This is a genomic window from Vibrio sp. Hal054, from assembly GCF_037162405.1.
Classification (GTDB): domain Bacteria; phylum Pseudomonadota; class Gammaproteobacteria; order Enterobacterales; family Vibrionaceae; genus Vibrio; species Vibrio diazotrophicus.
In genome coordinates this window covers 3,346,968-3,372,595 of sequence record NZ_JARLUT010000001.1, presented here as the reverse complement: position 1 = coordinate 3,372,595, position 25,628 = coordinate 3,346,968, and the positions used below count along the sequence as shown (strand labels likewise).

The 25,628-nt window shown below is 44.9% G+C and carries 21 protein-coding genes, 5 tRNA genes and 1 pseudogene; 3 read left to right on the top strand and 24 right to left on the bottom strand.

Annotation, left to right across the window (positions count from 1 at the left end):
* The first annotated feature begins 89 nt into the window (after positions 1 to 89).
* Both P4S58_RS15765 and P4S58_RS15760 read left to right on the top strand, forming a co-directional pair.
* Positions 90 to 1,241, top strand: coding sequence for an efflux RND transporter periplasmic adaptor subunit (locus tag P4S58_RS15765; protein ID WP_102955012.1), 1,152 nt, complete (start codon positions 90 to 92; stop codon positions 1,239 to 1,241).
* A 3-nt stretch (positions 1,242 to 1,244) separates the two neighbouring features.
* On the top strand, positions 1,245 to 4,370 hold the full coding sequence (locus P4S58_RS15760) for an efflux RND transporter permease subunit (RefSeq protein ID WP_102964140.1): 3,126 nt from the start codon (positions 1,245 to 1,247) through the stop codon (positions 4,368 to 4,370).
* A gap of 72 nt (positions 4,371 to 4,442) precedes the next feature.
* On the opposite strand, the gene P4S58_RS15755 is transcribed toward P4S58_RS15760, so the two are convergent.
* The 11 genes from P4S58_RS15755 to P4S58_RS15705 form a co-directional block, all read right to left on the bottom strand.
* The gene (locus P4S58_RS15755; RefSeq protein WP_337164470.1) at positions 4,443 to 4,778 is read right to left on the bottom strand and encodes a hypothetical protein; all 336 of its coding nucleotides are present in this window, start codon (positions 4,776 to 4,778) and stop codon (positions 4,443 to 4,445) included.
* 29 nt (positions 4,779 to 4,807) lie between these two features.
* Entirely contained in the window at positions 4,808 to 5,386 is a 579-nt protein-coding gene (locus P4S58_RS15750) for a hypothetical protein (RefSeq protein WP_337164469.1), read from the bottom strand.
* 185 nt (positions 5,387 to 5,571) lie between these two features.
* Complete coding sequence (locus P4S58_RS15745; RefSeq protein ID WP_102964138.1) at positions 5,572 to 6,510, bottom strand: ABC transporter permease; 939 nt, start codon at positions 6,508 to 6,510, stop codon at positions 5,572 to 5,574.
* Between the two features lie 2 nt (positions 6,511 to 6,512).
* On the bottom strand, positions 6,513 to 7,490 hold the full coding sequence (locus tag P4S58_RS15740) for an ABC transporter permease (protein WP_102964137.1): 978 nt from the start codon (positions 7,488 to 7,490) through the stop codon (positions 6,513 to 6,515).
* 169 nt (positions 7,491 to 7,659) lie between these two features.
* Complete coding sequence (locus tag P4S58_RS15735; RefSeq protein WP_102964136.1) at positions 7,660 to 9,219, bottom strand: ABC transporter substrate-binding protein; 1,560 nt, start codon at positions 9,217 to 9,219, stop codon at positions 7,660 to 7,662.
* Positions 9,220 to 9,313: 94 nt separating this feature from the next.
* Positions 9,314 to 11,029 (bottom strand): dipeptide ABC transporter ATP-binding protein, encoded by a 1,716-nt coding sequence (locus tag P4S58_RS15730; RefSeq protein WP_042489794.1) that lies wholly within the window; start codon positions 11,027 to 11,029, stop codon positions 9,314 to 9,316.
* 1,068 nt (positions 11,030 to 12,097) lie between these two features.
* Positions 12,098 to 12,174, bottom strand: a tRNA-Pro gene (locus P4S58_RS15725).
* Positions 12,175 to 12,228: 54 nt separating this feature from the next.
* Positions 12,229 to 12,304 (bottom strand) — tRNA-His (locus P4S58_RS15720).
* A gap of 9 nt (positions 12,305 to 12,313) precedes the next feature.
* Positions 12,314 to 12,390 (bottom strand) — tRNA-Pro (locus tag P4S58_RS15715).
* 55 nt (positions 12,391 to 12,445) lie between these two features.
* Positions 12,446 to 12,521, bottom strand: a tRNA-His gene (locus P4S58_RS15710).
* A 43-nt stretch (positions 12,522 to 12,564) separates the two neighbouring features.
* A tRNA-Arg gene (locus tag P4S58_RS15705) sits at positions 12,565 to 12,641 on the bottom strand.
* A 317-nt stretch (positions 12,642 to 12,958) separates the two neighbouring features.
* On the opposite strand from P4S58_RS15705, the gene P4S58_RS15700 reads away from it, so the two are divergent.
* Entirely contained in the window at positions 12,959 to 13,360 is a 402-nt protein-coding gene (locus P4S58_RS15700) for a c-type cytochrome (RefSeq protein ID WP_102954968.1), read from the top strand.
* A gap of 65 nt (positions 13,361 to 13,425) precedes the next feature.
* On the opposite strand, the gene P4S58_RS15695 is transcribed toward P4S58_RS15700, so the two are convergent.
* From P4S58_RS15695 to P4S58_RS15635, 13 genes and pseudogenes are all read right to left on the bottom strand, one after another.
* On the bottom strand, positions 13,426 to 15,060 hold the full coding sequence (locus tag P4S58_RS15695; RefSeq protein WP_102964135.1) for an amino acid ABC transporter ATP-binding/permease protein: 1,635 nt from the start codon (positions 15,058 to 15,060) through the stop codon (positions 13,426 to 13,428).
* On the bottom strand, positions 15,057 to 16,649 hold the full coding sequence (locus P4S58_RS15690; protein WP_102964134.1) for an ABC transporter ATP-binding protein/permease: 1,593 nt from the start codon (positions 16,647 to 16,649) through the stop codon (positions 15,057 to 15,059). The genes P4S58_RS15695 and P4S58_RS15690 overlap by 4 nt, the downstream gene beginning before the upstream one ends.
* Positions 16,646 to 17,035, bottom strand: a complete 390-nt coding sequence (locus tag P4S58_RS15685; protein ID WP_102964133.1) for a YbaN family protein — start codon at positions 17,033 to 17,035, stop codon at positions 16,646 to 16,648. Before P4S58_RS15685 ends, P4S58_RS15690 begins: the two co-directional genes overlap by 4 nt.
* A gap of 114 nt (positions 17,036 to 17,149) precedes the next feature.
* Positions 17,150 to 17,668 carry a HugZ family pyridoxamine 5'-phosphate oxidase gene (locus P4S58_RS15680; RefSeq protein WP_102964132.1) on the bottom strand — a complete coding sequence of 173 codons (519 nt, stop codon included), beginning with the start codon at positions 17,666 to 17,668 and terminating at the stop codon, positions 17,150 to 17,152.
* 22 nt (positions 17,669 to 17,690) lie between these two features.
* Positions 17,691 to 19,094 (bottom strand): VWA domain-containing protein, encoded by a 1,404-nt coding sequence (locus P4S58_RS15675; protein WP_102964131.1) that lies wholly within the window; start codon positions 19,092 to 19,094, stop codon positions 17,691 to 17,693.
* The gene (locus tag P4S58_RS15670; protein ID WP_102964130.1) at positions 19,094 to 19,597 is read right to left on the bottom strand and encodes a hypothetical protein; all 504 of its coding nucleotides are present in this window, start codon (positions 19,595 to 19,597) and stop codon (positions 19,094 to 19,096) included. Before P4S58_RS15670 ends, P4S58_RS15675 begins: the two co-directional genes overlap by 1 nt.
* A gap of 2 nt (positions 19,598 to 19,599) precedes the next feature.
* Entirely contained in the window at positions 19,600 to 20,070 is a 471-nt protein-coding gene (locus tag P4S58_RS15665) for a TadE/TadG family type IV pilus assembly protein (protein WP_102964129.1), read from the bottom strand.
* The gene (locus P4S58_RS15660; RefSeq protein WP_337164460.1) at positions 20,067 to 20,837 is read right to left on the bottom strand and encodes a tetratricopeptide repeat protein; all 771 of its coding nucleotides are present in this window, start codon (positions 20,835 to 20,837) and stop codon (positions 20,067 to 20,069) included. Before P4S58_RS15660 ends, P4S58_RS15665 begins: the two co-directional genes overlap by 4 nt.
* Entirely contained in the window at positions 20,834 to 21,739 is a 906-nt protein-coding gene (locus P4S58_RS15655) for a type II secretion system F family protein (protein ID WP_102964128.1), read from the bottom strand. Before P4S58_RS15655 ends, P4S58_RS15660 begins: the two co-directional genes overlap by 4 nt.
* Positions 21,740 to 21,742: 3 nt before the next feature.
* The gene (locus tag P4S58_RS15650) at positions 21,743 to 22,642 is read right to left on the bottom strand and encodes a type II secretion system F family protein (protein ID WP_102964127.1); all 900 of its coding nucleotides are present in this window, start codon (positions 22,640 to 22,642) and stop codon (positions 21,743 to 21,745) included.
* Positions 22,639 to 23,940, bottom strand: a complete 1,302-nt coding sequence (locus P4S58_RS15645; RefSeq protein ID WP_102964126.1) for a CpaF family protein — start codon at positions 23,938 to 23,940, stop codon at positions 22,639 to 22,641. The genes P4S58_RS15650 and P4S58_RS15645 overlap by 4 nt, the downstream gene beginning before the upstream one ends.
* A gap of 273 nt (positions 23,941 to 24,213) precedes the next feature.
* Positions 24,214 to 24,777: pseudogene (locus P4S58_RS15640) on the bottom strand (AAA family ATPase); the annotation flags it as partial.
* Between the two features lie 296 nt (positions 24,778 to 25,073).
* Positions 25,074 to 25,622 (bottom strand): pilus assembly protein FlpD, encoded by a 549-nt coding sequence (locus P4S58_RS15635; protein ID WP_102964124.1) that lies wholly within the window; start codon positions 25,620 to 25,622, stop codon positions 25,074 to 25,076.
* Positions 25,623 to 25,628 lie beyond the last annotated feature (6 nt).

Genomic DNA, 25,628 nt, shown 5'->3' with positions numbered 1-25,628 from the left:
TTCCAATTCACGTTCTGCCCATCAATTACCTTTAAAGCATAAATAAGGAAGCGTGCAGGATGAGTTCTAGTGGTAAAGGAGAGATCAAAATGGGCCAAGGTAGATCCTTGTCAAAAACGTGGTTGACCACGATTGCCGCTGCAATTGTGCTTGCCGGTTGTCAACCAGACGCCAAACCAGCGGCGGTCAACAGCGGTGCTGCACCTGCTGTCGCAGTAGATGTCATCAAAGTCACAACCCAGCCAGTTGAGGTAACAAGTACTCTGCCTGGCCGTACTAATGCTTTCCGTATCGCAGAAGTACGCCCTCAGGTTCGTGGTATTGTCACAGCACGTAAGTTTGTTGAAGGTAGCTTAGTTGCAAAAGGCGATGTTCTGTTTGAACTTGACGCTTCAACTTATCAAGCTTCATTGGCAAGCATGCAAGCTAATTTAGCGAAAGCGGAAGCAACCCTTAGCCGTACAGAGCTTCAGGCAAAACGCTACAGCGAACTGGTGAAAAAGAATGCTGTGAGCCAACAAGCTTATGAAGACGCACAAGCCACTTACAAAGAAGCTTTGGCATCTGTGAAAGCGGCACAAGCGAATGTTAACTCTGCGCAAATTGACCTTGATTACACGCATATTAAAGCGCCGATTTCAGGTCGTATCGGTCGTTCACACGTTACTGAAGGTGCGTTAGTAACCGCTAACCAAACTGATGTAATGGCAACGATTCAACAACTTGACCCACTTTATGTTGACCTTTCTCAGCCAAGTAATGAGCTTTTGAAACTGCGCCAAAGCACTGGTAAAGAAAAAGACGAACTGAAAGGCATTAAGCTGTTCCTTGATGACGGTACGCCAATTGAGCAAAAAGCAACGCTACAGTTTGCTGAAGTTTCTGTGAATGAAAACACAGGCACAGTCAACGTTCGTGCAACACTGCCAAACCCAGATCAGTTCCTACTTCCGGGTCTTTATGTGCGTGCTCAACTGCCGGTTGAAGCTCGTTCTGACGCCATTCTTGTTCCGCAAACAGCGCTGAGCCGCAATGCACGCGGTGAAGCTTCTGTATTGGTTGTAAATGCTGAGAATGTAGTTGAAAGCCGTCCAGTCGTAGCAAGTCATACTGTGAATTCACAATGGTTGATTGATTCAGGCTTAGAAGCTGGTGAAACCGTTATTGTGGCAGGCCTACAAAAAGTACGCCCTGGCAGCACGGTAAATCCGCAACTGATGGAATCATCTAAGGAACAATAAGATATGGCTCGATTTTTTATAGATCGCCCAATCTTTGCTTGGGTGATTGCAATAATCATCATGCTTGCTGGTGTGTTATCGATCATGACACTGCCGGTATCTCAGTATCCGGATATCGCACCACCAACGGTTATTGTGTCAGGTACCTATCCAGGTGCTTCGGCTGATACCGTTGAAAACAGTGTGACACAGACGATAGAACAGAATATGAACGGTATTGATAACCTGATTTATATGTCGTCTCAAAGTAGTTCATCCGGTGCATTCAGCATTACGCTTACTTTTGAAAGTGGTACTGATGCGGATATTGCTCAGGTACAGGTGCAGAACAAACTTGCACTTGCCGAAGCAACACTACCAAATGAAGTAACACAACAAGGTATCACCGTTTCAAAATCATCTAGTTCATTCTTGATGGTTGTCGGCTTTGTCTCAACAGACGGTAGCATGGACAACACTGACCTTTCTGACTACATGATTTCTAACATTAAAGACCCACTAAGCCGTGTTCAGGGTGTCGGTGAAGTTCAGGTGTTCGGTGCTCAGAACGCAATGCGTATCTGGTTAGATCCAAACAAACTGAATAAATACAGCCTGACGCCTGCTCAAGTGAAATCTGCGGTCAGCGCGCAGAACACTCAGGTTTCTGTTGGTCAGTTAGGTGCAACACCGTCAGTCAAAGGCCAGCGTCTGAATGCCACGATTACGGCACAAAGCCGTATGAGAACGGTGTCTGAGTTTGAAAACATCCTATTGCGAGTAGACACCGATGGTGCGCAAATTCGCTTGAAAGATGTGGCTCGTGTTGAGTTAGGTGCCGAGAGTTACCAAGCAGTTGCTCTATATAACGGTAAATACGCTGCGGGTATTGCGATTAAGCTGGCTACTGGTGCCAATGCGCTGGATACCTCTAAGTTAGTGAAAGCTCGTATTAACGAGATGTCACCAACCTTCCCAGACAACATTGAAGTTATTTATCCATACGATACAACGCCATTTGTTCAGATCTCTATCGAAGAAGTAGTGCATACGCTGATTGAAGCGGTCGTACTGGTATTCCTCGTGATGTATCTGTTCTTGCAGAACTTCCGTGCAACGTTAATTCCAACCATCGCGGTTCCTGTCGTTCTGTTGGGTACTTTCGGTGTAATGGCGGCGTTTGGCTTCTCAATCAACACCCTGACTATGTTCGGTCTGGTACTGGCGATAGGCCTGTTGGTTGACGATGCCATCGTTGTGGTAGAGAACGTTGAACGGGTAATGGCGGAAGATGGTCTGCCTCCACGTGAAGCAACCCGAAAATCGATGGGGCAAATTACTGGCGCACTAGTCGGTATCGCGATGGTACTGAGTGCGGTATTCATCCCTATGGCGTTCTTCGGTGGTGCTGCGGGTGCGATTTATCGCCAGTTCTCTCTGACTATCGTATCGTCTATGGTGCTGTCGGTATTAGTGGCAATGGTTCTGACACCAGCGCTCTGTGCGACTTTGCTAAAACCGATGCACAAAGGTGAACACCATGTTCGCCGTGGTCCGCTCGCTTGGTTTAACAAAGCGTTTGACCGTGGTACGAACGGCTATAAGAACGTCGTGAGTAAAGGTGTGAACCAGCGTATTCGCTACCTTGCTATGTACGTCATTATCGTTGGTGTACTAGGTACGCTGTGGACTCGTCTACCAACCTCTTTCGTTCCTGAAGAAGACCAAGGCATTTTCCTATCTATCATTCAGTTACCAGCAGGTTCAACGCAAGAGCAAACGCTGAACGTGATGGATAAAGTTGAAAAACACTTTTTGGAAAACGAATCAGACTCCGTTCAGTCGGTGTTCACTGTTTCAGGCTTTAGCTTCGCAGGTCAAGGTCAGAACATGGGTATGGCGTTTGTTCGACTCAAAGATTGGGATGAACGTACAAATCCAGCGATGTCAGTCAACGCGATTATTGGCAGAGCTTGGGGAGCATTCTCTCAAGTGAAAGAAGCGAACATCTATACCTTTAACCTTCCTGCAATTATGGGCTTAGGTAACGCAACGGGTTTTGATGCTTACCTCACCGATAATGCGAACTTAGGTCACGATAAGTTAATTCAGGCTCGTAACCAGCTGTTGGGTATGGCTTCGCAAAACCCCAACCTGACAGGTGTTCGTCCAAACGGTATGGAAGATACGCCACAGTTCCGTATTAACATCGACTACGAAAAAGCGATGGCAATGGGTCTGTCTGTTTCGGATATCAACAGTACGCTGTCAACGGCGCTAGGTTCAAGCTACGTTAACGACTTTATCGATAACGGTCGCGTTAAGAAGGTATACGTACAAGCCGATGCTGAATACCGTATGACCCCTGAAGATCTGCGTCTATGGCATGTAAAAAATAACCTAGGTGAAATGGTTCCGTTTGATGCCTTTGCGACAACTGACTGGACTTACGGTTCACCTCGTCTAGAGCGTTATAACGGTGTTCCTGCGGTTAACATTCAAGGTTCGGCAGCAGCGGGTAAGAGTACTGGTGATGCAATGCAGGCGATCACCAACATTGTGGCTCAACTGCCTCAGGGTATTGGCCTACAGTGGACAGGTGCTTCTTACCAAGAAGTACAAACTGGTTCACAAGCTCCGCTACTTTATGCGCTGTCTATCCTAATCGTATTCTTGAGCCTTGCGGCTCTATATGAAAGCTGGAGTGTACCATTCTCTGTCATCCTGATTGTTCCACTAGGGGTATTTGGTGCTATTGCAGCGGCAACAATGAAGTCGCTCTCCAATGACATCTACTTCCAAGTGGGTTTGTTAACGACTATCGGTTTGTCAGCGAAGAACGCCATCTTGATTGTAGAATTTGCGAAAGCACTCTACGACGATGGAAAAGACCTTATCAGTGCGACGGTAGAAGCGTGTCGTATGCGTCTACGCCCAATTATGATGACGTCATTTGCCTTCATCTTGGGTGTACTTCCATTAGCACTCAGTACAGGTGCGGGTGCCGCTAGCCGTAACGCAATTGGTTGGGGTGTTGTGGGTGGTATGTTCGCCGCAACGGTACTGGCCATCTTCTTCGTTCCTGTGTTCTTTGTGATTGTGATGAAGCTGTTCCGCACACAACCACATAAGATCCCAGAAGATGCATAATCTTATCTAGCAATGAAAAAACCCAGTGGCATTCACTGGGTTTTTTATTCTCTTAAATAAGTAAACTTTGGATTACTTTACGCAAAGCACATTGAGAAGAGAGGTACCTTTTAAAGTATTGACCTTACCCGTGGTAAAGAATCCTTTACTGCTCTCACCCCAATAAGGCAAATAAACTGGCCACTTATCTTTTTCCATCACTTTAGAATCAAGCAACTGCTTCCATTCTGCTTCTGTGGCTAAACGCATTTTTTGTTGCTGGCAACGTTTCTCCGCGTCGGCATAACTTAAGCGATTCCACGCCAAATCATGCTCCATATAGAACTGCTCCTTCTCATCCATCACGTAGGGCACCACGTAATGAATACCACTCAACGTTGCTTCACGTCGAATGGTGATACTAGGCATTTGTTTGGTCGCCTTTGGCGCAGCTTTAGTTACTGCTGGCGTTGCTGCGGGTTTCGCTTTAGGCGCTGGTTTAACAACTGGCTTAGATTTCGCGGCGGCGACTTTTTTAGGAGCATTCTTGGATTTGGATACTGTTTTTTCTCAGTAACAACTGGAGCATCCTGCTCGCCTTTGCGCACTTCGCGAATGAATGCTTCCTTGTAAAGTTTCTCGCTTCTTACCCCTGCGAGTTCTTTTTTGGCTGTCGCATAGTTGTCGTACGGACCAATCAAACAACGCAACGCTTTACCCTCAGGCTTCATCCATACATCGGTCGAAATATGCTTATAAAGCACTTTAGCGCGGCTTAACGGCATTGATTCATTCAATAACCCACATTGAATCCAGAAAGAAGAATCTTTCCCTTTAGGTGCAGAATTCCCCCACAGTCCCTTACCAATTGGGCAATTGCTGTTTAATTGAGGAAGCTCATTGGTTGAAGCTTGAGTTCCACCACACAAAAACTGATCAGGCTCTGCGGCCAAAAGTGTTTGAGAAGTAAAACAAAAAGGCAATCCAATCAAAAGAAGGTGAGAAAGTTTTGGCATTGAGGCCCCTTTAATATCCATACGCTCTCCGTTCAGGTGACTATGGTTACTGTCAATACTCGACCTGAGCTTGTATCTATCTGACTATTTATGGTTGTGAGTAAAAATTTTCAGTTATTGCAAGAAAAGATAAGCAAAAAAAGAGCCGTAAATCACTTACGGCTCTAGTTTAGGTAGATTATGTCAACAAAATCAATCGACGAGGATCACCCTTTATAGATTTTCGGGTTAAATACATCACGCAGCCAGTCACCGAGCAGGTTAATCACCAATACTAAAGTTACAAGCAGCACACCTGGGAAGGCAGTGATCCACCAAGAGCCTGAGAAAATATAGTTGAAACCGATACTGATCAGGGCACCCAATGATGGTTGGTCAACTGGCAAACCTAAGCCTAGGAATGATAATGCCGCTTCTGACATGATGGCATTTGCCACCTGTACCGTTGAAATAACCAAAATTGGCGACAAGCAGTTAGGCAGAATGTGACGGAACATGATGCGAGGCGCTTTAAAGCCCATGACACGAGCCGCTTCCACATACTCTTTCTTCTTCTCAGCTAATACAGATGCACGAATAGTTCGCGCATACTGAGGCCATTCAGCCACACCGATAATCACCACCAGCATTAACACTGCGTATTCGCTATAGAACTCGCTACCGAAACTCGCTTTGAAAATTGCCGATACAATGATTGCCACCATCATGGTCGAGAACGATAACTGAACATCGGCAAAACGCATTAAGTAGCTATCAATACGACCACCAAAGTAACCAGAAGATAGACCAATGATAATGCCCAAGAACAGCTGTAGCGCTACCGCAAGGAAACCAATCGTCAGTGAAAGGCGTGAGCCGTAAAGCATGGTCGATAAAATATCACGCCCTTGTTCATCCGTACCCAGTAGAAAGCGTGTATCACCGCCATCCATCCAAGATGGTGGTAGTTCTGCGTCCATAATGTCGATGGATGACATATCGTATGGGTCTGTCGGTGCAATAAGTGGCGCAGCCACTGAGAGCACCAAGAAAATCATACAGATGGCAAAGCTGAACATTGCCACTTTGTCACGTAAGAAGTAGTACAGAAAATCTGACTGTTTAAAACGCTCCCAGCGTGAAGGAGCTGCTGCAAATTCGCTCATGATTATGCTCCTTTTCCTGTTAAGTCTACGGTTGGGTTAATCAATCCGTATAACAAATCAACCACGGTGTTGGTTACAACGAAGATTAAACCGACGAAAATAACGTAAGCAGTAATCAAAGGTGTATCTACACGGTTAATCGCTTCAAGGAATAGGAAACCTGTACCCGGCCACTGGAATACTGTCTCAGTCAAAATGGTATATGCCACCATAGTACCGATCTGAACACCACCTACCGTGAGCACTGGCAACATTGTGTTTTTCAAAGCGTGTTGAAAATAGATTTTCTTCAGCGGTAAGCCTTTTGCAGTGGCAAATTTAATGTATTCAGAGCTCAGAACTTCGAGCATTTCAGAACGAACCAAGCGAATAAACAGCGGTAACATGATTGAAGCCAGAGAGACACAAGGCAGAATCAAGTGCAACAAACCATCAACAGTGAAGTAGCCCGATTCCCAACCCAACAGGTTGTAGGTTTCACCACGCCCATAGGATGGTAACCAACCTAATTCAATTGAGAAGATATACATCAGCATAATTGCTGTTAAGAACACCGGAATTGAAATACCGATGCTACTACCGGCCATCACGACTTTCGTAAACAGACTTTTTGGTTTTATTGCCGTATATACCCCAATTGGAATAGAGCAAACAATAATGATTAATGAAGCGCCAAATACAAGCTCCAAAGTCGCGACTAATTTATCAAGAATGACTTCAATAGCTGGGCGTTTAAAGAAATAAGATGTGCCTAAGTCACCCTGCACCGCAGCAGTAACAAAGCGAGTATATTTGGTAATGAAGGGATCGTTCAGACCAAGTTCATCGCGCAGCGCTTGGCGCTCAGCTTCTGAAACAGATTGGCCGACAAGCTCACGAAGCGGGTCACCCAAGTTATCTTGGATGGCAAACGCCACTAAACTGATCACAAACATCACTATCAGTGCCTGAAACAGGCGCTTGACCAGAAACGTAAACATTCCTTGCCCCTTAACTTTCCATGCAAAATTCGGAATACACACGAGGTGCGAAAATACTCAGCCTAAAAAACGACACTTTATCCGACTGAAAAAATAAACTGTCTAAGTGTTAAAACACGCCTTCGATGTCAAACACCGAAGGCGTGGTGTTACTTGTTAATGCTCAATCTTACTTCTCGTCAACCACTAGGTCGCCGAAGTAAGGGAAGTCCATTGCGTTCACGATGTCTTTCGCATGTACGTTAGACTTGGCACCCCAAGCAAGGTTTTGCCAGTGTAGAGGAACGAACGCTGCATCGTTGTACAGAGTCGCTTCTATTTTCTGTAGCATTGCTGCACGTTTAGCTGGATCTGTTTCAAGGTTAGCGTCTTCTACTAACTTATCCACTTCTGGGTTAGAGTAGTGACCACAGTTGTATTGGCCTTTACCTGTCTCTTCGTTACGAGTCATAGTCAGAAACTCAGTGAAGTTCGCTGAATCCTCTGTATCTGCGTGCCAACCGATCATCAACATATCCGCTGAACATAGGTCGAACTCTGGCCAGTATTGCGCTTTAGGCATAGTCTTAAGATCAACTTTGATACCGATCTTAGACAGCATTGCTGAAACAGCTTGAGCTACTTTTGCATCGTTCACATAACGGTTGTTTGGAGCGATCATAGTAAGCGTGAAGCCTTTGTCGTAACCGGCTTCTTTCATTAGCTCTTTTGCTTTTTTCAGGTCAAAGCGTGGAACTAGCTCAGGGTTGTAACCTGCGTAGCCTTTAGGGCTTTGTTGACCAGCCGCTGTTGCGAAGCCTTTCATGATCTTATCAACGATACCTTCGTTGTTAATCGCATGAACGATAGCTTGACGAACACGAACATCTTTCAACGCTTCGTTGCTAGATTGGTTCATTTGGAACGTGATGATACGAGTACCAGGAAGAGTGATTAGGTCAACGCCTTTCGCTTCTTCAACACGTTTGTGATCGTTAGGCGCTACAGGAGCAATCATATCTACGTCGCCAGAAAGCAGCGCAGCAACACGAGTCGCATCTTCTTTGATTGGCACTAGAGTTAGTTTGTCTACGTTACCTTTAGACGCTTTGTCCCAGTAACCGTCAAAACGTTCAAACTCAACTTTTACGCCTTGTTCACGAGAAGTAACGATGAAAGGACCAGTACCTGATACGTGAGTAGAAGCAAAAGAGTTTCCGTGTTTCACGATTTCAGCTTTGTCTTTACCGTCTTCACCAGTACCAGAGTAGAACTTGCTGTCCATTGGGAAGATGTAAGTTGCGGTTTGAAGAACAAGCGGGTATGCACCTTTTGACACTAGGTCAAATGTGTAATCATCTACTTTAACGATTTTTTCAAACGGTTCGAAAATCGCTTTGAAATCTGGAGAAGCTTGTAGACGGTCGAATGTCCAAACTACATCGTCAGCCGTTAGTTCGTTACCAGAATGGAACTTCACACCCTTGCGTAGATGGAAACGTACTGTTTTGTCGTCAATACGCTCCCATTTTTCTGCTAGGCGAGCTTCAAAATCCAAATCTTGTGTGTAACGAACTAGTGGATCAAATACCATATGAGACATCTGAAGCGTACCACCTGAAAGTTGCTCATGTGGATCAAGAGACACTGGGTCTGCGTCGTACGCTACTTTGATGTCTGCTGCGCTAGCTGCAAAGCTTAAACCAGCGGCCATTAAAGCTAATGCTAATTTGCTTTTCATGGTTTTCATTGCATAACTCCTTATGCGGGAATCCAAATCCCTAGTTGTTGTATTTGCTTCTGCTTAAAATGCCAAACAAGAACGTTTGGTAATGGTTACGGCTTTAGGCCGTTTCTACTTCTTCTCTTAATCCTGTGAATTCAGGCATCAAAGAAATCAGTTGTTTACTGTACTCGTGCTGAGGAGAGTTGAAAAGCTGCTCCGTTGGCGCAACTTCCAGTAAGGTCCCCATTTTCATCACACCTACGCGATCACACATCTGGCGAATCACAGGTAAATCGTGACTGATAAACAGCATGGTTAGGTTCAGTTCATCTTGAAGATCTTTGAGAAGGTTCAAAATCTGAGCCTGTACAGACACATCCAGAGCGGATGTTGGTTCATCACAAATCAATAAGCGCGGGCGCGTTGCTAACGCACGAGCGATAGAAATACGTTGGCGTTGACCACCTGAAAATTCGTGCGGATATTTCACGCCAGCCATTTTTCCAAGGCCTACGTGCTCTAATAAATCGTTCACGATTTGACGCGTTTCAGCTTCACCGCTGGTTAGCTTATGGAAACGAATAGGCTCCGCAACGATATCGAAAATCTTCATACGTGGGTTCATCGACGTATAAGGGTTCTGGAATACCATCTGCATTTGACGACGCATTGGGCGACGCTCTTTTTCAGATTTCAGAGCCGTTAAATCAATACCTTCAAATGTCACGCGACCATCATTTGGCTGGTAAAGACCCGCGATAACACGCGCAATAGTCGATTTACCTGAACCAGATTCGCCAACCAGACCAAAGGTTTCGCCTTCAAACACTTCAAAACTCACATCGTTTGAAGCTTGCACGTATTCACGGCGGCTTTCGAATAAAGAATCTTTAGTCACAAAACGTAAGTTAACGTTTTCTACTTTAAGCAATGGACCTGTGTACGCTCTGTCGTCCTGACTCTTGCCTAACCAGTGGTTTTTAATATCAATCGATTTTGTCTCTTCCGCTTGTTCGATATAAGTCACTAGCGGGAAACGGTCGAGTTTCTTGTCAGAGCGAGGGACAGCTGAAATCAGGCTGCGCGTATATTTGTGGTCAGGGTCACCCAGCACTTTCGCTGTTGGCCCAAATTCAACCAGATCACCACGATACATAACCGCTACGCGGTCGGTAACGTTAGACACAACACCCATATCGTGCGTTACCAACATACAACCTACGTTGTTCTTGATACATAAATCACGAATAAGACTTAGGATTTGATCCTGAATAGAAACATCCAGCGCCGTTGTTGGTTCATCCGCAATAATCAGATCAGGCTCACCAGCAAGGGCGATAGCAATAACCACACGCTGACGCATACCACCAGAAAACTGGTGAGGGTATTGCTTAAGACGGTTTTCAGGCTGAGGAATACCCACTTGTTTCATTAAAGAGAGCGCACGTCGATATGCTTCTTCATCGGAAACCTTCATATTGGCATGAATAGTTTCTGTTAGTTGATGTTCAACAGTAAATAGCGGGTTCAAAGACGTCATTGGGTCTTGGAAAATAAAGCCAATTTTAGAACCACGCACTTTGCGCATTTTCTCAGGTGATAAACCGGAAATTTTTTCACCATCTAGGAAAACTTCACCACCAGCAATCGTGCCTGGAGGGCTAAGCAAATCAATAACAGCATTACCAACGGTAGACTTACCCGCACCAGATTCGCCAACCACACCGACGATCTCACCACGCTCAATGTTGAACGAAAGTGATTTTACTGCCGCATGCACACCGTGACGCGAAGGATATTCAATACGAAGGTTTTTTACTTCTAAAAGTGACATTTACACCAGACCTCTACTGCTCGGCAGTTTTCTGCCCTGTCTGCGCCTCATACACCGATGAAAAATACGAGTAATATGAAGACAAGTGAATCCATTCTTGTCAGTACAAAATTCTGACAATTTACAAGCCCATCAATTTGGCAAATATTTCACAGAAAAGCAACAAAGATAGGATAAAAAGTCGATAAAAAACGAATTCAAAGCACTATTATCGAATTTGTATGCACCACAATTGCACATAACAATGGTTTGACCATTTATCTAGCACGTAAAATCACACTGACCAACTTAGCCTTAAACACTGTAAAGCAACAGAATAACCATACAATCTAAAATCAACACAGTGAATAATAAATCAAATTTAAGCAACGTTATTTTGTTAACAAAATAGAAACAAAATCAGAAATTACAGTGAAAGAAAAAACTAATGACCAAATTAAAATTAAACAGCAGTCATTAAATCGAAACATAGATCACAAGTGCAGATGTTTATTCCGGACGATTTCATTCACATAAATTGCAAATTTAGTCACTTTTAAATTCTAACCCCCATTTTCGTACAAAATACACGCACTTATACTTTAGATGATTTTTACCCAGCGCAAGGAATGGCCCTTTAGAATTTGAAACCCATCCCAGTGTTTAGCAAATAAAATTACAAAAACATCATTAAAACATCCATCTCACCGTCATTCCGCTTCAAGACGACAAAAGCCCCAGTCTTTCGACTGAGGCTTCATTATAGTGGCCGGTGAAAAGCCAGATCCTGAACATCAGGCGAACCCCACTCTGTTCGAAGACCTAAACCATGAATGCAAAAAGCCCCGTCATTTCTGACGAGACTTTATATAACAGCCGGTGAAGAGCCAGATCCTGAACATCAGGCGAACCTCACTCTGTTCGAAAACCTAAACCATGAATGCAAAAAACCCCGTCATTTCTGACGAGACTTTATGTAGTGGTCGGTGAAGAGCCAGATTCCGAACATCAGGCGAACCCCGCTCTGTTCGAAAACCCAAAATCTGGATGTAAAAAAGCCCCAGTCTTTCGACTGAGGCTTCGTTATAGTGGTCGGTGAAGAGGGATTCGAACCCCCGACCCTCTGGTCCCAAACCAGATGCGCTACCAAGCTGCGCTATTCACCGACTTATGTTTTATCTTGAATTTCACAAGAAAGGGAACCGAAGTTACCAGAATAATGGGGTGGCCAACGAGGCTTGAACTCGCGACAACCGGAATCACAATCCGGGACTCTACCAACTGAGCTATGGCCACCAAAATTAGTGGTCGGTGAAGAGGGATTCGAACCCCCGACCCTCTGGTCCCAAACCAGATGCGCTACCAAGCTGCGCTATTCACCGACGAGTGTTTTATCTCGAAATTCATCAAGAAAGGGAACCGAAGTTACCAGAATAATGGGGTGGCCAACGAGGCTTGAACTCGCGACAACCGGAATCACAATCCGGGACTCTACCAACTGAGCTATGGCCACCACTGTATTTGCCAATTCGCTTACAATCCCGTAAGCATCCGGATGGCGCGCCCGAAAGGATTCGAACCTTCGACCTTTGGCTCCGGAGGCCAACGCTCTATCCAGCTGAGCTACGGGCGCATGCCCTATCGGCGGAGTGGAATAATACGTAGTTCACACTATGTCGTCTAGTATTTTTTCAACTTTTTTTGCCGTTTGATGGCTTTTTCGTCACATCCTTGTAGCTATTACCACAATAAGGATGTGACTAAGACCTTGAAGATCGCAACTTGTTGTTTATTGCAACAACTTATCGGGATATAATCACTCACTGTTTACATTGATTTAACAGCAAAGTTAACTTAACACACAAACTATGTTGCTTAAAATCACCCCTACTCTAAATATAAATAGGTAAGCAGCACTTACCTTCGGAATGTAAAGTGAGTTTATAGGATATGTCTCGATCACTCTTTAGCGTATTGTTCGCTGCTCTAACTTTTTCTACTGCAGCCCTAGCAACTAGCCAAGCTGATTATGATGCTATTGCTGAACGTATTAAACCCGTTGGTGATGTTTACCTAGCTGGTAGTGAACCTGTTTCTGCAGAACCTGCAGGCCCTCGTGATGGTGCGAAAGTTTACGGTACTTTCTGTATCGCTTGTCACGCCTCTGGAGTTAGTGGTGCGCCAATTAAAGGTAACGCTGACCAATGGGCTCCTCGTATTGCCCAAGGTAAAGATGTACTGAAAAGTCATGCGATTAACGGTCTAAACCTGATGCCACCTAAAGGTACATGTATGGACTGTTCTGACGATGAAATCGTTGCAGCAATCGAGCACATGATTGAAGGTTTGTAATTTCTTTCTATATCAAACACTTTCTATGTAAAAAGGGCTTGGATTAACCAAGCCCTTTTTATTATTTAACAAATCAGTTTTCCATCCTGCAATTGCCAATATTGACAACGTTGGCTCACCTCTTCAGCCTGATGAGCAATTTCCACCACCAACTTATTTTTCCAGTGGCTTTCAAGCCTGTGCCGTATCTCTTTCTCAGTCTGTTTATCCAGAGCGCTAAATGCCTCGTCCAATAAGTAAACAGAAGCATCCCTCAACCACGCTCTTGCTAGTGCGATGCGCTGAGCTTCTCCACCACTGACTCTCGAACCATTTAAACCAAGCTCAGTATCCAGTCCCTGCTCCAATGCGAGGTACAAGGGTTCGAGGCAAACGAGCTGGAGCGCTTTTACCAACATCTCATCACTGTACTCTTGGCCCAAACACAGGTTGTAGCGCAAACTCGCTGGAAAGATGATTGTCTGCTGAGGTATGTAACAGCAGTTCTGCCACATAGCTAATCGATTCGAGTGATCAATTAACTCTCCATTGAAAGACAGAGAACCTTGGTCGGAGGTATAAATTGCAGCTAAGTAGCGCAACAGCGTGGTTTTACCACTGCCACTTTCTCCCTGAATAATGACATATTGATTCGCGTTCAATTCCAAAGATATATCCCTGAATAACCCATCGGAACGTTCTGGATATTGATGCCTCAGTTGGTCAACTTTTAGTAGAGTGTTGCTCGGTTCTGCTTTCTTAACTTTATTACACTCAGGTTTAGCAGAATCAGAGCTCTTTGTAAGCATCGACAAAACACGCACGCATGCGGGGAAAGTTTGTGGCAAATCTTCGAATGTCCGGGTCAGCGCAAGAGCAGGCCCAAACGCTCCGGCATACAGACATAAAAGAGGCAGAGATACCTCTCCTTCTAGCCACCAAACTTGCAATACAAACCCCAAGAAACCTAAACCGATGACCAAATCAGTTAACGCATCTTTGAGGCCGTTACGTTTTGCCAATTGATTATGGTATTGCTGTAGCTGCTTCCCCTGATCAGACACTTGTTGTTGAAAGAATTTCATTGCGTGCCAGTTTTGGATTTCACTTACCCCAGCAACGATGTCCGTCAATCGAGAGTTAAGCTGACCAAACTCACGGCGAAGAGTGCTTCCTAAAGTGTAACTCCGCATCAGGTGCCAACTAGGAATGAACAAGCCTACAACTAGTAGTAAACCGCATAAAATCAATGCCACTGATCCTGACAGAAGGTAGCCATAGTAGGTAACGAAGGCTGAAACAATCAGCGCCGATAACACAGGAATAATGGTGTGGGCATAAAAGACTTCTATACGCTCAATGTCCGAAACAACTCTAGCGGTCAGATCTCCTGTAGAAAGAAGATGAATATTGTCAGGAGCTTGAGATTCTAATTGCCAATAGACTTGATTTCGTAAATCTTCTTGAATACGAAATGCAGCATTGTGTCCCGATAATTGTTCTATATATCGACAGAAAGCTTTCCCTACGCCAATGACTAACAAAGGCCATATGAGTTGTTGCCAAAGGAAAGTTTGTTCTCCATCAAACAATTGCTGTGCGTAGTGTCCTGCCACGACGAGAATCGCAATTGTGCCCAATTGGTTTAGTACTCGACACGCCAAAGATACGCTTAAAGGAAGCCAATGCGGTCTGGCAAAATTTAATAACCTAATAATCACAAAGCCACCTCACGACATTTAGCGTTAGAACTACAAGCACCTAAATCGATTAAACGGTCTGCGCTCTCAATTAGCTTTGGAGAATGACTAATAACGAGAAGCCCCGAGTTCCTTTTCATCTGATGCAAAGCATCAATGACTTTTAACTCTGCCAATTCATCCAGTTGACGCGTCGGCTCATCAATCAACAATAAAGGTTGAGAAGACAACAGCGCACGGCTCAAACCAACTCTTGCAGCTTGACCACCTGATATATACTTCCCGCCTTCCCCTAGTGGGTAGCGCAAACCATCGGAACACACCCCCCACTCTTCAAGCCCCGAGCGCTTCAATGCGTCCTGAATATCATGTTGTGACGTGTCTACTGCGGCAAAGCGGCAGTTCTCTTCGACTGTACCATCAAAAATATAGGGAACTTGTTGTAGGTAACCCACTGATTGTTTGGCAATAACACCACTATCTGGTTCTAGTTGTCCTCGAATCAACTTGAATAACGTTGATTTACCGCAGCCACTCTGGCCGCAAACAACAACCAATTCGCCTTTCTGAACGGTTAAATTAAACTCACTAAACAATTGAGATGTTGAAGAATAACCAAAGCTAAGCGATTGGATATCAAGCACCACGTTTTCACCACTAGGCACCGGATAGTCTTCATTATTTTCTGGCATCGATAAAACGCTGAGAACATCAGATTGAACTTCACGCCCCAGAGCCCCTGCGAAGAAAAAAGCGCCCATCAACGACAGAGGACGAATCAACTCCACGCTAGCAAGAATAATAAATGCCGCAGTACTCGCTTCTATAATTCCGGCGTGATAACGAGTAATTGCCAATAAAGACGCGGCGATAATCGTGCCGAGAGAAAAAAGCAAATCAACAAGAAGAATAACCAGTTGGTTCGTTTTCAATAGAGACATAGTCGAGCGTCGTAGCTTCGCACCGTGTTGTTCAATTGTTCCTCCCCATGCCTGAGAATGCTGATACAACTTCAGCACAGGTAAGCCATGCAAGCTTTGAGTAAAGAGCTCTGTTAACAACGCAAGATTGTGTTTGTATGTTGCGCTAACACTGGCAAACCTCTTGAAAACCAACATTAAAATAGCGGGGATGACAGGAATCATGAACAGGAGAACGGAACCAGAAAATGGATCAATTAACGCAATAAATACACAAACAAGCAGAGGACCAAGCAGGCCAATGAAAAACTGGGGAACAAACAATCCCCAATATAAATCAAGCACCTCGATACCTTCGCCTAATAAGTAGTTGAGCTTTCCACGTAACTCCGGAGTGAGCTGTGAAGGTTGCAGCCGCGACAATTTATCTAGTAGACGAGTACGTATGCTTTGTTTGACCTCGGCTGAAGTTCCGGCGCCTAGAGAACGATGCCAAATAATGAGGAAAAATCGACTGGCCAATAAAACACTTATCGCCAAAGCAATCCAATGGGCTGTTTGCAAAAACTCATTAGCAAACACCTGACTGACTAACCAATACTGAGCAACCAACGCAAGAATAACGGTAATACCACTACCAACTGTTTTAATTAACCATGGTTTCGCAGATTGAGGAACAGCACCTATCATGATTGCCCCTCACTCGCTTCAAACCGTGTTTTGTACTTCACAATCACATAGGTCTCGATCAAAGCAATTGCGATCAACGTTACTTGTGCCGATGGTCTATCACTTAATAAACCAAATGCCGTAGCCAAAATTGAAACCCATACCAGAACCAAGACTCTGATCTTCTCTTGAATAGTTAATCCAAGGTTCTCTTTGATGTTACGTAGCGTTGGTCCTAATAGTCGATTGGCCAGTAACCAACGCTGAAAGCGAGGCGAACTAACGCTAAAACAGTAAAGTGCCAGTAAAACAAAAGGCACTGTTGGTAATAAAGGAAGAAAAACACCGACCATACCAAACACAGTCGCAATGAGACCAATACTTAAATAGGTATATCTTCTTATCATGTTAATTATCTTTTGAGGTTGCTATCGCAAATAGAAGCGCCGCCTTTGGATGGTGGCTCTATGTCTATCGCTCTATTTATTGGTAGAAGTTTCCTTCACAGCTTCTCATTGAACTCAAGCTGGCGTTTCTTCCGTATGCCCTTCCGTTAAATGAATAGCTTGCTGCATATGACGATCGAGTAGGAACGCTTGCCCAAAACCTTTCACATAGTTGCCAGACTTAGGAACAAAGCGGTAGAAACTGAAGTCTTTCATTCCACAAAGCTGCTCAACAATATCCCCAAAGGTAGCTTTCATCTGAAGTTTGAGAGGAGCGGCTTCCTGATGAGCCTTATCGATATGAACAACATCACAATCGATCACTAAACGCTCACGCGCAAAGAGATGGCGGGCTTTATCTTCTGGCTCCACCAGCATTAGCGAGGCTTTAGGATGACACTGTAGGTTACGTGCATGTTTTGACACTGTGCTAAGCAGCATGATGAAGTCATTTCCTTGTCGAACAAACGGTCCGTAGCTGGCTAAAGGTATCCCTTTATCATCAACAGTACTCAGTTGAGCGGTCGAGAACTGTTCTATAAACGCCTGTATACGAGCTGGTAGACGCTCTAATTGTTCTTCGCGATAAGACATATTTTTCCTTTCTAGATATAGGTTATTCCACCAGTTGAATCTTGTTCAGAGTGGTGGCAACTTGTTGTAATACTGTTCTAATGGTTCGGTTGTTAGCCTGATAATACTGACCATGGCTGGCACACGATTCCACAGCAGGAGAGCGGTTGTTAAAATCAACAGAGATAATCTCTATGCCTTTGCGTTTCATCTCTCGGCACAGCATTGCTTGTTTTCTGTCTCTGACTTCACGATCAATTAAGTGGTCACCGTCCGTAAATAACACCATGACTTTTTTATTCGTTTCCAAGCCATAATCTCGTGGTAACTCTTTCTTGCTCTTATCCCATTGCCCGCGCCAGTTGGGCGACAACAAACGCCAGGCCCACATTACGCCTTCAGCATTATTGGTATTCATTTCCGGATACAGGCTATCGAGGCTCTCAACAAATTCCCGATGGTTAGACTTCCATGGCTGGATACGGCTTACGCCACAATCAATCGAATCAAACAGAGCAAGAGCGTGTTTCCAATCAGGGTTATAGGATGGGTAATTAATACTTGGATAATGCGCATACAATGGCATGCCGTTTTTATATTCAGCACTAGGTGGCTTTTTTTCTGTTTCTAAATAGAAGCGCAGATTTTGCTCTTTAGGACCTTTTTCAAGACTGCGGATCCAATCTGAATGAATAAGTCCTGCCTTAGTCATGCCATCCTGTTTTTCCGGTAACGCCATACACATCGCTTGTCGCCGACGTCCAGGCACCCCTGGACTGAGTAAGTTTTTCCATCCCTGCTCTTTTGCTAGTGGTCGTAGCCCTCTCGGTATGGCTATCGCACTTGTCTTCATAAAATGTGGTTGCCAACCAATATTGATTAAACCTGTAGCAGGAACGATGCTGATGGTTTTACTTAAATTACGCCTTTCTTCTTCATATAAAATGTCTGCAAAATCCTTTAGCCCTTTGATGGCTAAAGACATAGGTGCACCTTCCATTGAGCCTGATACGTCAAGCATGATGACGATTTCTAACGTGGTTTGATGCAAACGAGCACCAGCCTGATGACTCAGTTGTAAATCCCCCGAAACCAGTTCTTCATTAAGCGCGAACTGGCCAGCTTTTAATTTCCCAGAAACTGTGACTTGGGTATTTTCATCCTCGACTTTAAGCTGACTATCTGGCGAAGACAGTCCACTATTTTCTTCGCCAACGTTGGCATCCAACAACTGATTGGCATCCTGAATAGCACTGACACTGTCCGATGAAGAATACAGAATTGCATCAGCTAACATGGAAAGTCGGCTACTAGCTGTGCTGTTCACAACGACCAACAGGACGAAGCTGAAAAAGGTCAACATACCCGTAAGAAAAATCGCTGCAGATGCCGAAATAACACCGCTTTGCTTATTGAAGCCAAAAGATACGAGCGAAGCTCTCAACATCAGTTGATCTCCCTAATCATGTGCGAGTAGAAACGCCCAGTTGGCCAAAGTTTCCAAACAGCGTTGTTACTCACCTTTTCATCTGGTGTAAAACAGATAGCTACTTCAACTAAGTTACCCAACTCAAAATCAGGCCAGCCATGAGTCAGAGGACACTGAGGACTCACTGTGATAGGCGTCGTTTCATTGGTCGCAGCATTGTGCATAGCAATGGATAGGTGCGCCGTTCCTTGAGCAATGTAAGAAAGCTCTGTCTCGGCAAACGTTTTAAAATAAGGCAGTTGAGCCACGTTGTTGTCTAAAGTTAACGTACTTCGGTTACCGACCATCTCGAGAATGTTGTAGTTAAGGTTAACCAACCGCTGTTCAACTCGAAAAATAGTGAGAACCTCCGAGGCAGCGACAATAATCGTCAGCAACATCGGTAATATAAGTGTTACTTCGAGGCTCACACTGCCGCGTATGCGTCGAGCCTTGGAGTTCAAATAAAGGTATCGTTTCATAGCTAGTCAAACAGTAAGTCTTGGGAGGCAATAACTGTGCTACGAAACACCAGCGGCTCTGAGTACAAGGCGGCTAAAGGGCTGAACTCGAGCTGAGTCGTCAAGGTTGCGGAGACTCGAAATACTGGATCAGCAGGACGAAAAACTCGACTCGACTCTTCCTCTTCTTCATCAACGTTAAGCAGCTCAGACAAAGAGTTGTAACGCGTGATATCAACGTCAACCCTGTCAATAAAGCCATAGCTATTACGCACAATCATGTTTTGTACTATGCCAATATTGAGTGGCTGTTTACGCCAATCTTCAGCAATCAGAACACGCAGAGAATGGCGCATCGCATGCTCAAGCAGACTGTATTGCAAATGAATACGGGTTATATCGAAAAACGCGAGTAACACTGCCAGCACAGCAGGCAATAACAGTGCGGTTTCAATACTGATCACTCCACGTTGCGACTGACAATACGCTCTCATTTCTCATCTCGGATAACAGCAAGACGAGAAATCAAAACCTCGATATCTCTTTCTACTTCGCTCGCTGGAAGATGACGAGAAAGCAAAGCTCTGGCTTCGTTCTCATTTCCTTCGGCCAATAGCAACAACGCAAAATTCAGTTCCACCTGAAGAGGAAGTTGTTGATAAGCCAATAGCGGTGAAAACACTTCACGAGCTTTTTTCACTTGGTTGTTATGAAGATAGCTAACGGCCAGATTAGAGCGGAAATAGGGTTCATCAGGCGACAATAAGATTGCGTGCTCTAACTCTGAACGCGCTTGCTTTGGATGATTAGCCAATAACGCGACACCAAGACCATTATGTAACTGAGCCTTAACATGAGTGTCTTTGGCTTTTGATACTCCAAGCTGATACGCAGCCACCGCCTCTGACTCTCTGCCCTCAGTAAGTAAAAAACGCCCCAAATACACACAAGACTCAGCCGCGATAGCATCATCACTGGCACACACATAACGCAGTTTGGCGATAGCCGTTTGCTTCTTATCTTGATGATACTGGCTTCGACCCAGCATCATTTGATAGTGCAAATTCTCAGGTGATAGCTCAAGTAATGCTAAATATTGGGCCTCTGCTTTGTCATACTGAGCATAATTAAAGGCTGCTTCGGCTAATACCCGGTTATTCGATTCTGTCTGCTTTTTGACTTTGCCTGGTGTCGCACATCCGACAAGCAGCGAGCTTACAAAAATCAATGCCCACATACGTAAAACATGACCATTCATCATTTTAAACTCTCCAGTAATAAGTTCATGGTTGGTGCGACAATCAAGACCATCAAAGGCAACATAATGAGTGCCATTTGAATCAGAGTAATACGCCCCGGCAACTTGCCAGCCTGTTCCTGCAATGACATTTTTCTTGATTGCCGAGCATCATTGCTTATCGTGCGCATTGTCTCCGCCAAAGGTGAACCGTATCGTTCTGCCATCGCCAGAGTATTCGCCAAACGCTCAAGCTCTCTTAAACCCGTTCGCCATGCTAATTTTTTTAAGCACTGTGCTGGTTCGCCTCTAACCTGAATTTCAGCGTAAGTACGAAGCATCTGCCGAGCGAGCATGGGTTCGACATCAAGAAGGTACAACCCCACCTTTTCCAGAGCTCGCTCAAGTGATAGACCTGCTTCAACACTAATCACCATAAGGTCTATCGCATCAGGTACAGCTTGCTGCTGTTTTTGCTGAGCTTGTGTAGCCTGACGCCGCAACCAATACTCAGGTAAGTTGGAGCCGAGCACATAACCAATGAGAACCACCATAACTGTATATGCCCCCATTAACTCACCCTCAACGGCTTGCCAAATAAGACCTAAAACAACACTGATTAAACCAAGGAATAGCTTGGTGCCTAATACCGTGAGCAAAACCGATGAACCAGATATACCCGCATGTTCCAGCATCTGTTTCAGACGTTCCGTTTCCTTTTCTGATACGGGATATAGGGAGCCAAGAGATGTAAAAAATGACGAACTATCAGACTTAACGACGCTATTTTGGCTTAAATGTGAATACCGCTGACACTGCAATTGCCAAGCGACTTCAGACTGACGGAACAGCAGTAACCACATCAATACCGCCATACACACAGCGCCAACAGTCAATAAACAGAGCAGTACGGGGCTAAGAATCATCCATCACCCCTTAAGCTGAGTCATACGTCGAATCAACAGCAGTCCACCAAGAATGCTGCCCACAACATAAGCCATCACTACCTGACCTCCAGATGACGTCATCAAAAAGTCAAAATGCTCTCGGCCTGTGGAAAATAGAACTAAACAGACAAGCACGGGCAAAGCCGCCAGTACCTTTGCTGAGTTTCTTGATTCAGAAGTAATACTTTGAATACTGGCATTTAATTCGGCTCTTGCTCTCAGGGTGTGCCCAAGTCTTTCTAGAACCCCAGTTAAACGCCCCCCTGTTTCCTGCTGCAGACTCAGCACTATGGTCAGGAAACGAAATTCAGCAATTGGCATACGCTGCGCTGCTGCCTTCATCACTTCATCAAGACTCTGACCGACTCTCAGTTCATCGTGTATCTTAGTAAACAAACGAGCCGTCACATCCTGATGCTGCTGAGCGATTTCAAGTAAAACATCTGCCATTGGCGCACCGACGCGCAGAGCCCGAATCAATCCATCGATCACATCGGGTAATTCATCGCGAAACTTGTCTTTTGCTCTTTGCTGTAACTGTTGATAGCTAAACCACACCACTACGATGGCAGTAATGAATGACAAGGGTATCGCTGCATACCAGTCCATACCGTTAAAACAAAGCACTGACGGCGCAACGAAAATGGAAACAGATAAAAGCAGTTTGCTTTGCTTAAGTTTCTTCGGGCTAACGAACGTTTGCAGGTTTTGATACCACAGCCAACCATACCAAGGAAGTTGGGTTTCATTTGAACCACACTCCAGCTCAAGCAAGGCATAACGTTTTAACTGATTACGCCAAACTTCCTGATGTTCAATGTAGCGCCAGACAACGGTACCTATCAGTAACCAACCTGCCGCCATATAAATCAACCAGATCATTCACAACGCTCCATACATTGAAGAAGAGCGTCTTCTTTGGCGAAATGCGCCGCTTTTTCTATAAGAGTTGGTGACACTGAATAAGAGTTAAATCGACCATGAATATTCTGCTGCTCAGCACGTATCAGCTCGAAGCGAAAAACAGGGTTGAGTACAATGTCCTCACCTTTAATTCCAGTCACTTCACTTATCGCTGTTATACGGCGATGACCATCACGCATTCGCTCTAACTGAACGACTAAGTCGATTGCACTGACAATTTGGCTACGAATAATGTGATCCGATAAACGCTCCCCGCCCATCTGGAGCATATTGGTCAGTCGTACAATCGCATCCTGCGGATTGTTCGCATGCAAAGTACATAAAGAACCGTCATGACCAGTGTTCATGGCCTGCAACATATCAAATGCTTCTGCACCACGAACTTCACCTAAAACAATCCTATCCGGACGCATACGCAAAGCGTTTTTCACCAAATCACGAACCGTCACTTCACCATTTCCTTCTGAGCTCGCATTACGAGTTTCAAGCGGAACCCAATGAGGTTGAGCCAGAGAAAGTTCTGCGGCATCTTCAATGGTTAGAATTCGTTCGTCTTCACTGATGTGACGGCTAAGTGCATTCAACAAGGTTGTTTTTCCTGAGCCAGTACCACCAGAAATTAAGATGTTGCAACGGCAATAAGTTGCAAGAGCCAGAAACTCTGCCATCTGGGCGGACAAACTATCGTTGTCCACCAAATGAGAGAGCATCAGCTTATTGGCTGGAAATTTACGAATAGAAATACAGGTGCCATGCAGCGCTAAAGGAGGCGCAATCACATTGACACGACTGCCATCTTTTAAACGGGCATCCACCATAGGATTAGATTCATCTACCCTACGTCCAATCGCATTCACAATACGCTGAGCTACATTAAGCACATGCTTTGAATCGCGAAAACGAATGTCCGTTTTCTCCAACTTGCCGCGTCGTTCGATATAGATGGTTTCAGGCCCGTTAACCAGAATATCGGAAACTTCAGGATCATCGAGTAAAGGCTGTATAGGACCAATGCCTACCATTTCATCAACAAGCTGTAAGGCCAAAACTGACAACTCTTGACGGTTGTAAGGCAGCATTTTTCTGCCTGAAATAATGCTCAGGGCATCTTTCACTCTTGGCAACAGTTCAACACGCCCCAGAGTGGCAGCGACAGACGGATCGACTAACTCATAAAAAGCTGATTTAGCCTCATCAGACATAGATAGCAGTTGAGAGCTACGAGCCTGTTGGGACAACAGTTCTTGCTTAAACATTGGCTTACCCTTTGCGCTCTGTAGAAGAGCCCCTAGCAACTGACCCAACTGAGTTATTTTCTTGCTCAATTTTGTACGCACAGTTAATAGAGGTACTCCCTCTCGCTCTGATTTTTCCATCGCTTTTGCATCAAAAGGTAGTTCAACACTTATATCCAAACCGAGTGTTTTTGACATCTCTTGCTTAGGCACTCGACCTTTTGCATTTCGGCATAAGTTACCGACTAAGATTTGGCGCTGAGTTTTCACCGGTGCGTTGACTGTTAGTTTGGTTAAATAGCGAAAGCTGTTCAGGCTGTAGTCTGTAACAAAAATGCAGTTGTCTGCCTGAGCCAAAATCGCCCTCATCGCTGGGTGATTCAAGTCGGGAACATCAACAATAACCGTCGCATAGTGCTCCGCTAACGCTTGTACCACTTGTACTGGTTGGTCAGCGTCATCATGGGGAAGCTGGCTGTCCTGACCGTAGAATAGATGTAGACGATCCGTCAGTTGATGGCTGCTGTGTGCCAACAAGGTTTCATCAATACGCTCCGCATCCTCAATAATATTCTCTAGATGCGGGTCATAATCCGTACCTAGCAGTATTGGGTGCTGACTGTGGAACAAATCAAAATCAACCAGTGCAACAAACTGATTCTGAGTTTCGGCAAGAAAATACCCAAGGTTGGCCGCAATGGTGCTAGCACCACATCCGCCCGTACTGCCTAAAACACAAATAACCCTTCCCTGTCGCAAAGGTTTGGCAATCTGGTAGCCTTGCAAATGCAGCAAGCTCAACCGTATTGCATCAACATCGAGTGGCGTCGTGTGATAATCATTAACGCCAGCAAACATTAAACTGCGATAAAGAGAAACTTCCTGCTTCTTACCCAGCACAATCAATTTCATCTGCGGTGGACAGTACTCTGCAAGGTTTCTCAGTGAACCTTCCAATCCAATACAGTCACCACCATCCACGATAAGTACATGAGGTGCACCCTGCTTCACACACCACTGGCGAGCATCTTCAATACTGCCTTTATGTATTTCAAAATTCTGGGTTGTTAGGTTTTTATCTAATTGTTCAAATACTTGCTGGCTGTGATCATCGAGAACAAAAGCAACAACATTAAATACACTTTCTGCCACCACTATTCTCCTGTCACTGGTTGTCTTTCTGCAGACTTCAACTGATTACCAAACAGACGCTGCACCGCCCCGGTGGTTAATGCACTGGTTCCCTGCTGATATTGTTCTCCTTCATGCCACGCTTTTTTATTCACAACACTCAAGTAGCGATTTCTCAACTGCTGACAGGCATAGTTCGAAACCACCAGAGCTTGCTGGTTAAAACGGCAGGTATTTGGCTTCAGATCTACCGTTACCTCGGCATTAACCACACTCGCACCATTTGGTTGATGTCTAATTTCTACGGGCATAACAACGAGCTCCGTCAGGTGTGATTTCAAACGTTGCTGTGTTTTTGAATCCAGACGGCCGCCATCCAACAACACGGTGAGATAGCCTTCTTCTTCACGCAGGTTTAGAGGTGCTACAGCTGCTAGCAAATCTTGCTCTAGCCGACTCACTGTTGTTTCGAGCGTTTGCTGATCCTGAAAGCGGGTATGTGGCTTTGATTCGTACGGATGCTGGCACCCCATAAGTAAAAGAAGGCCCAACGCAGTTAAAACTAATCTCATATCATT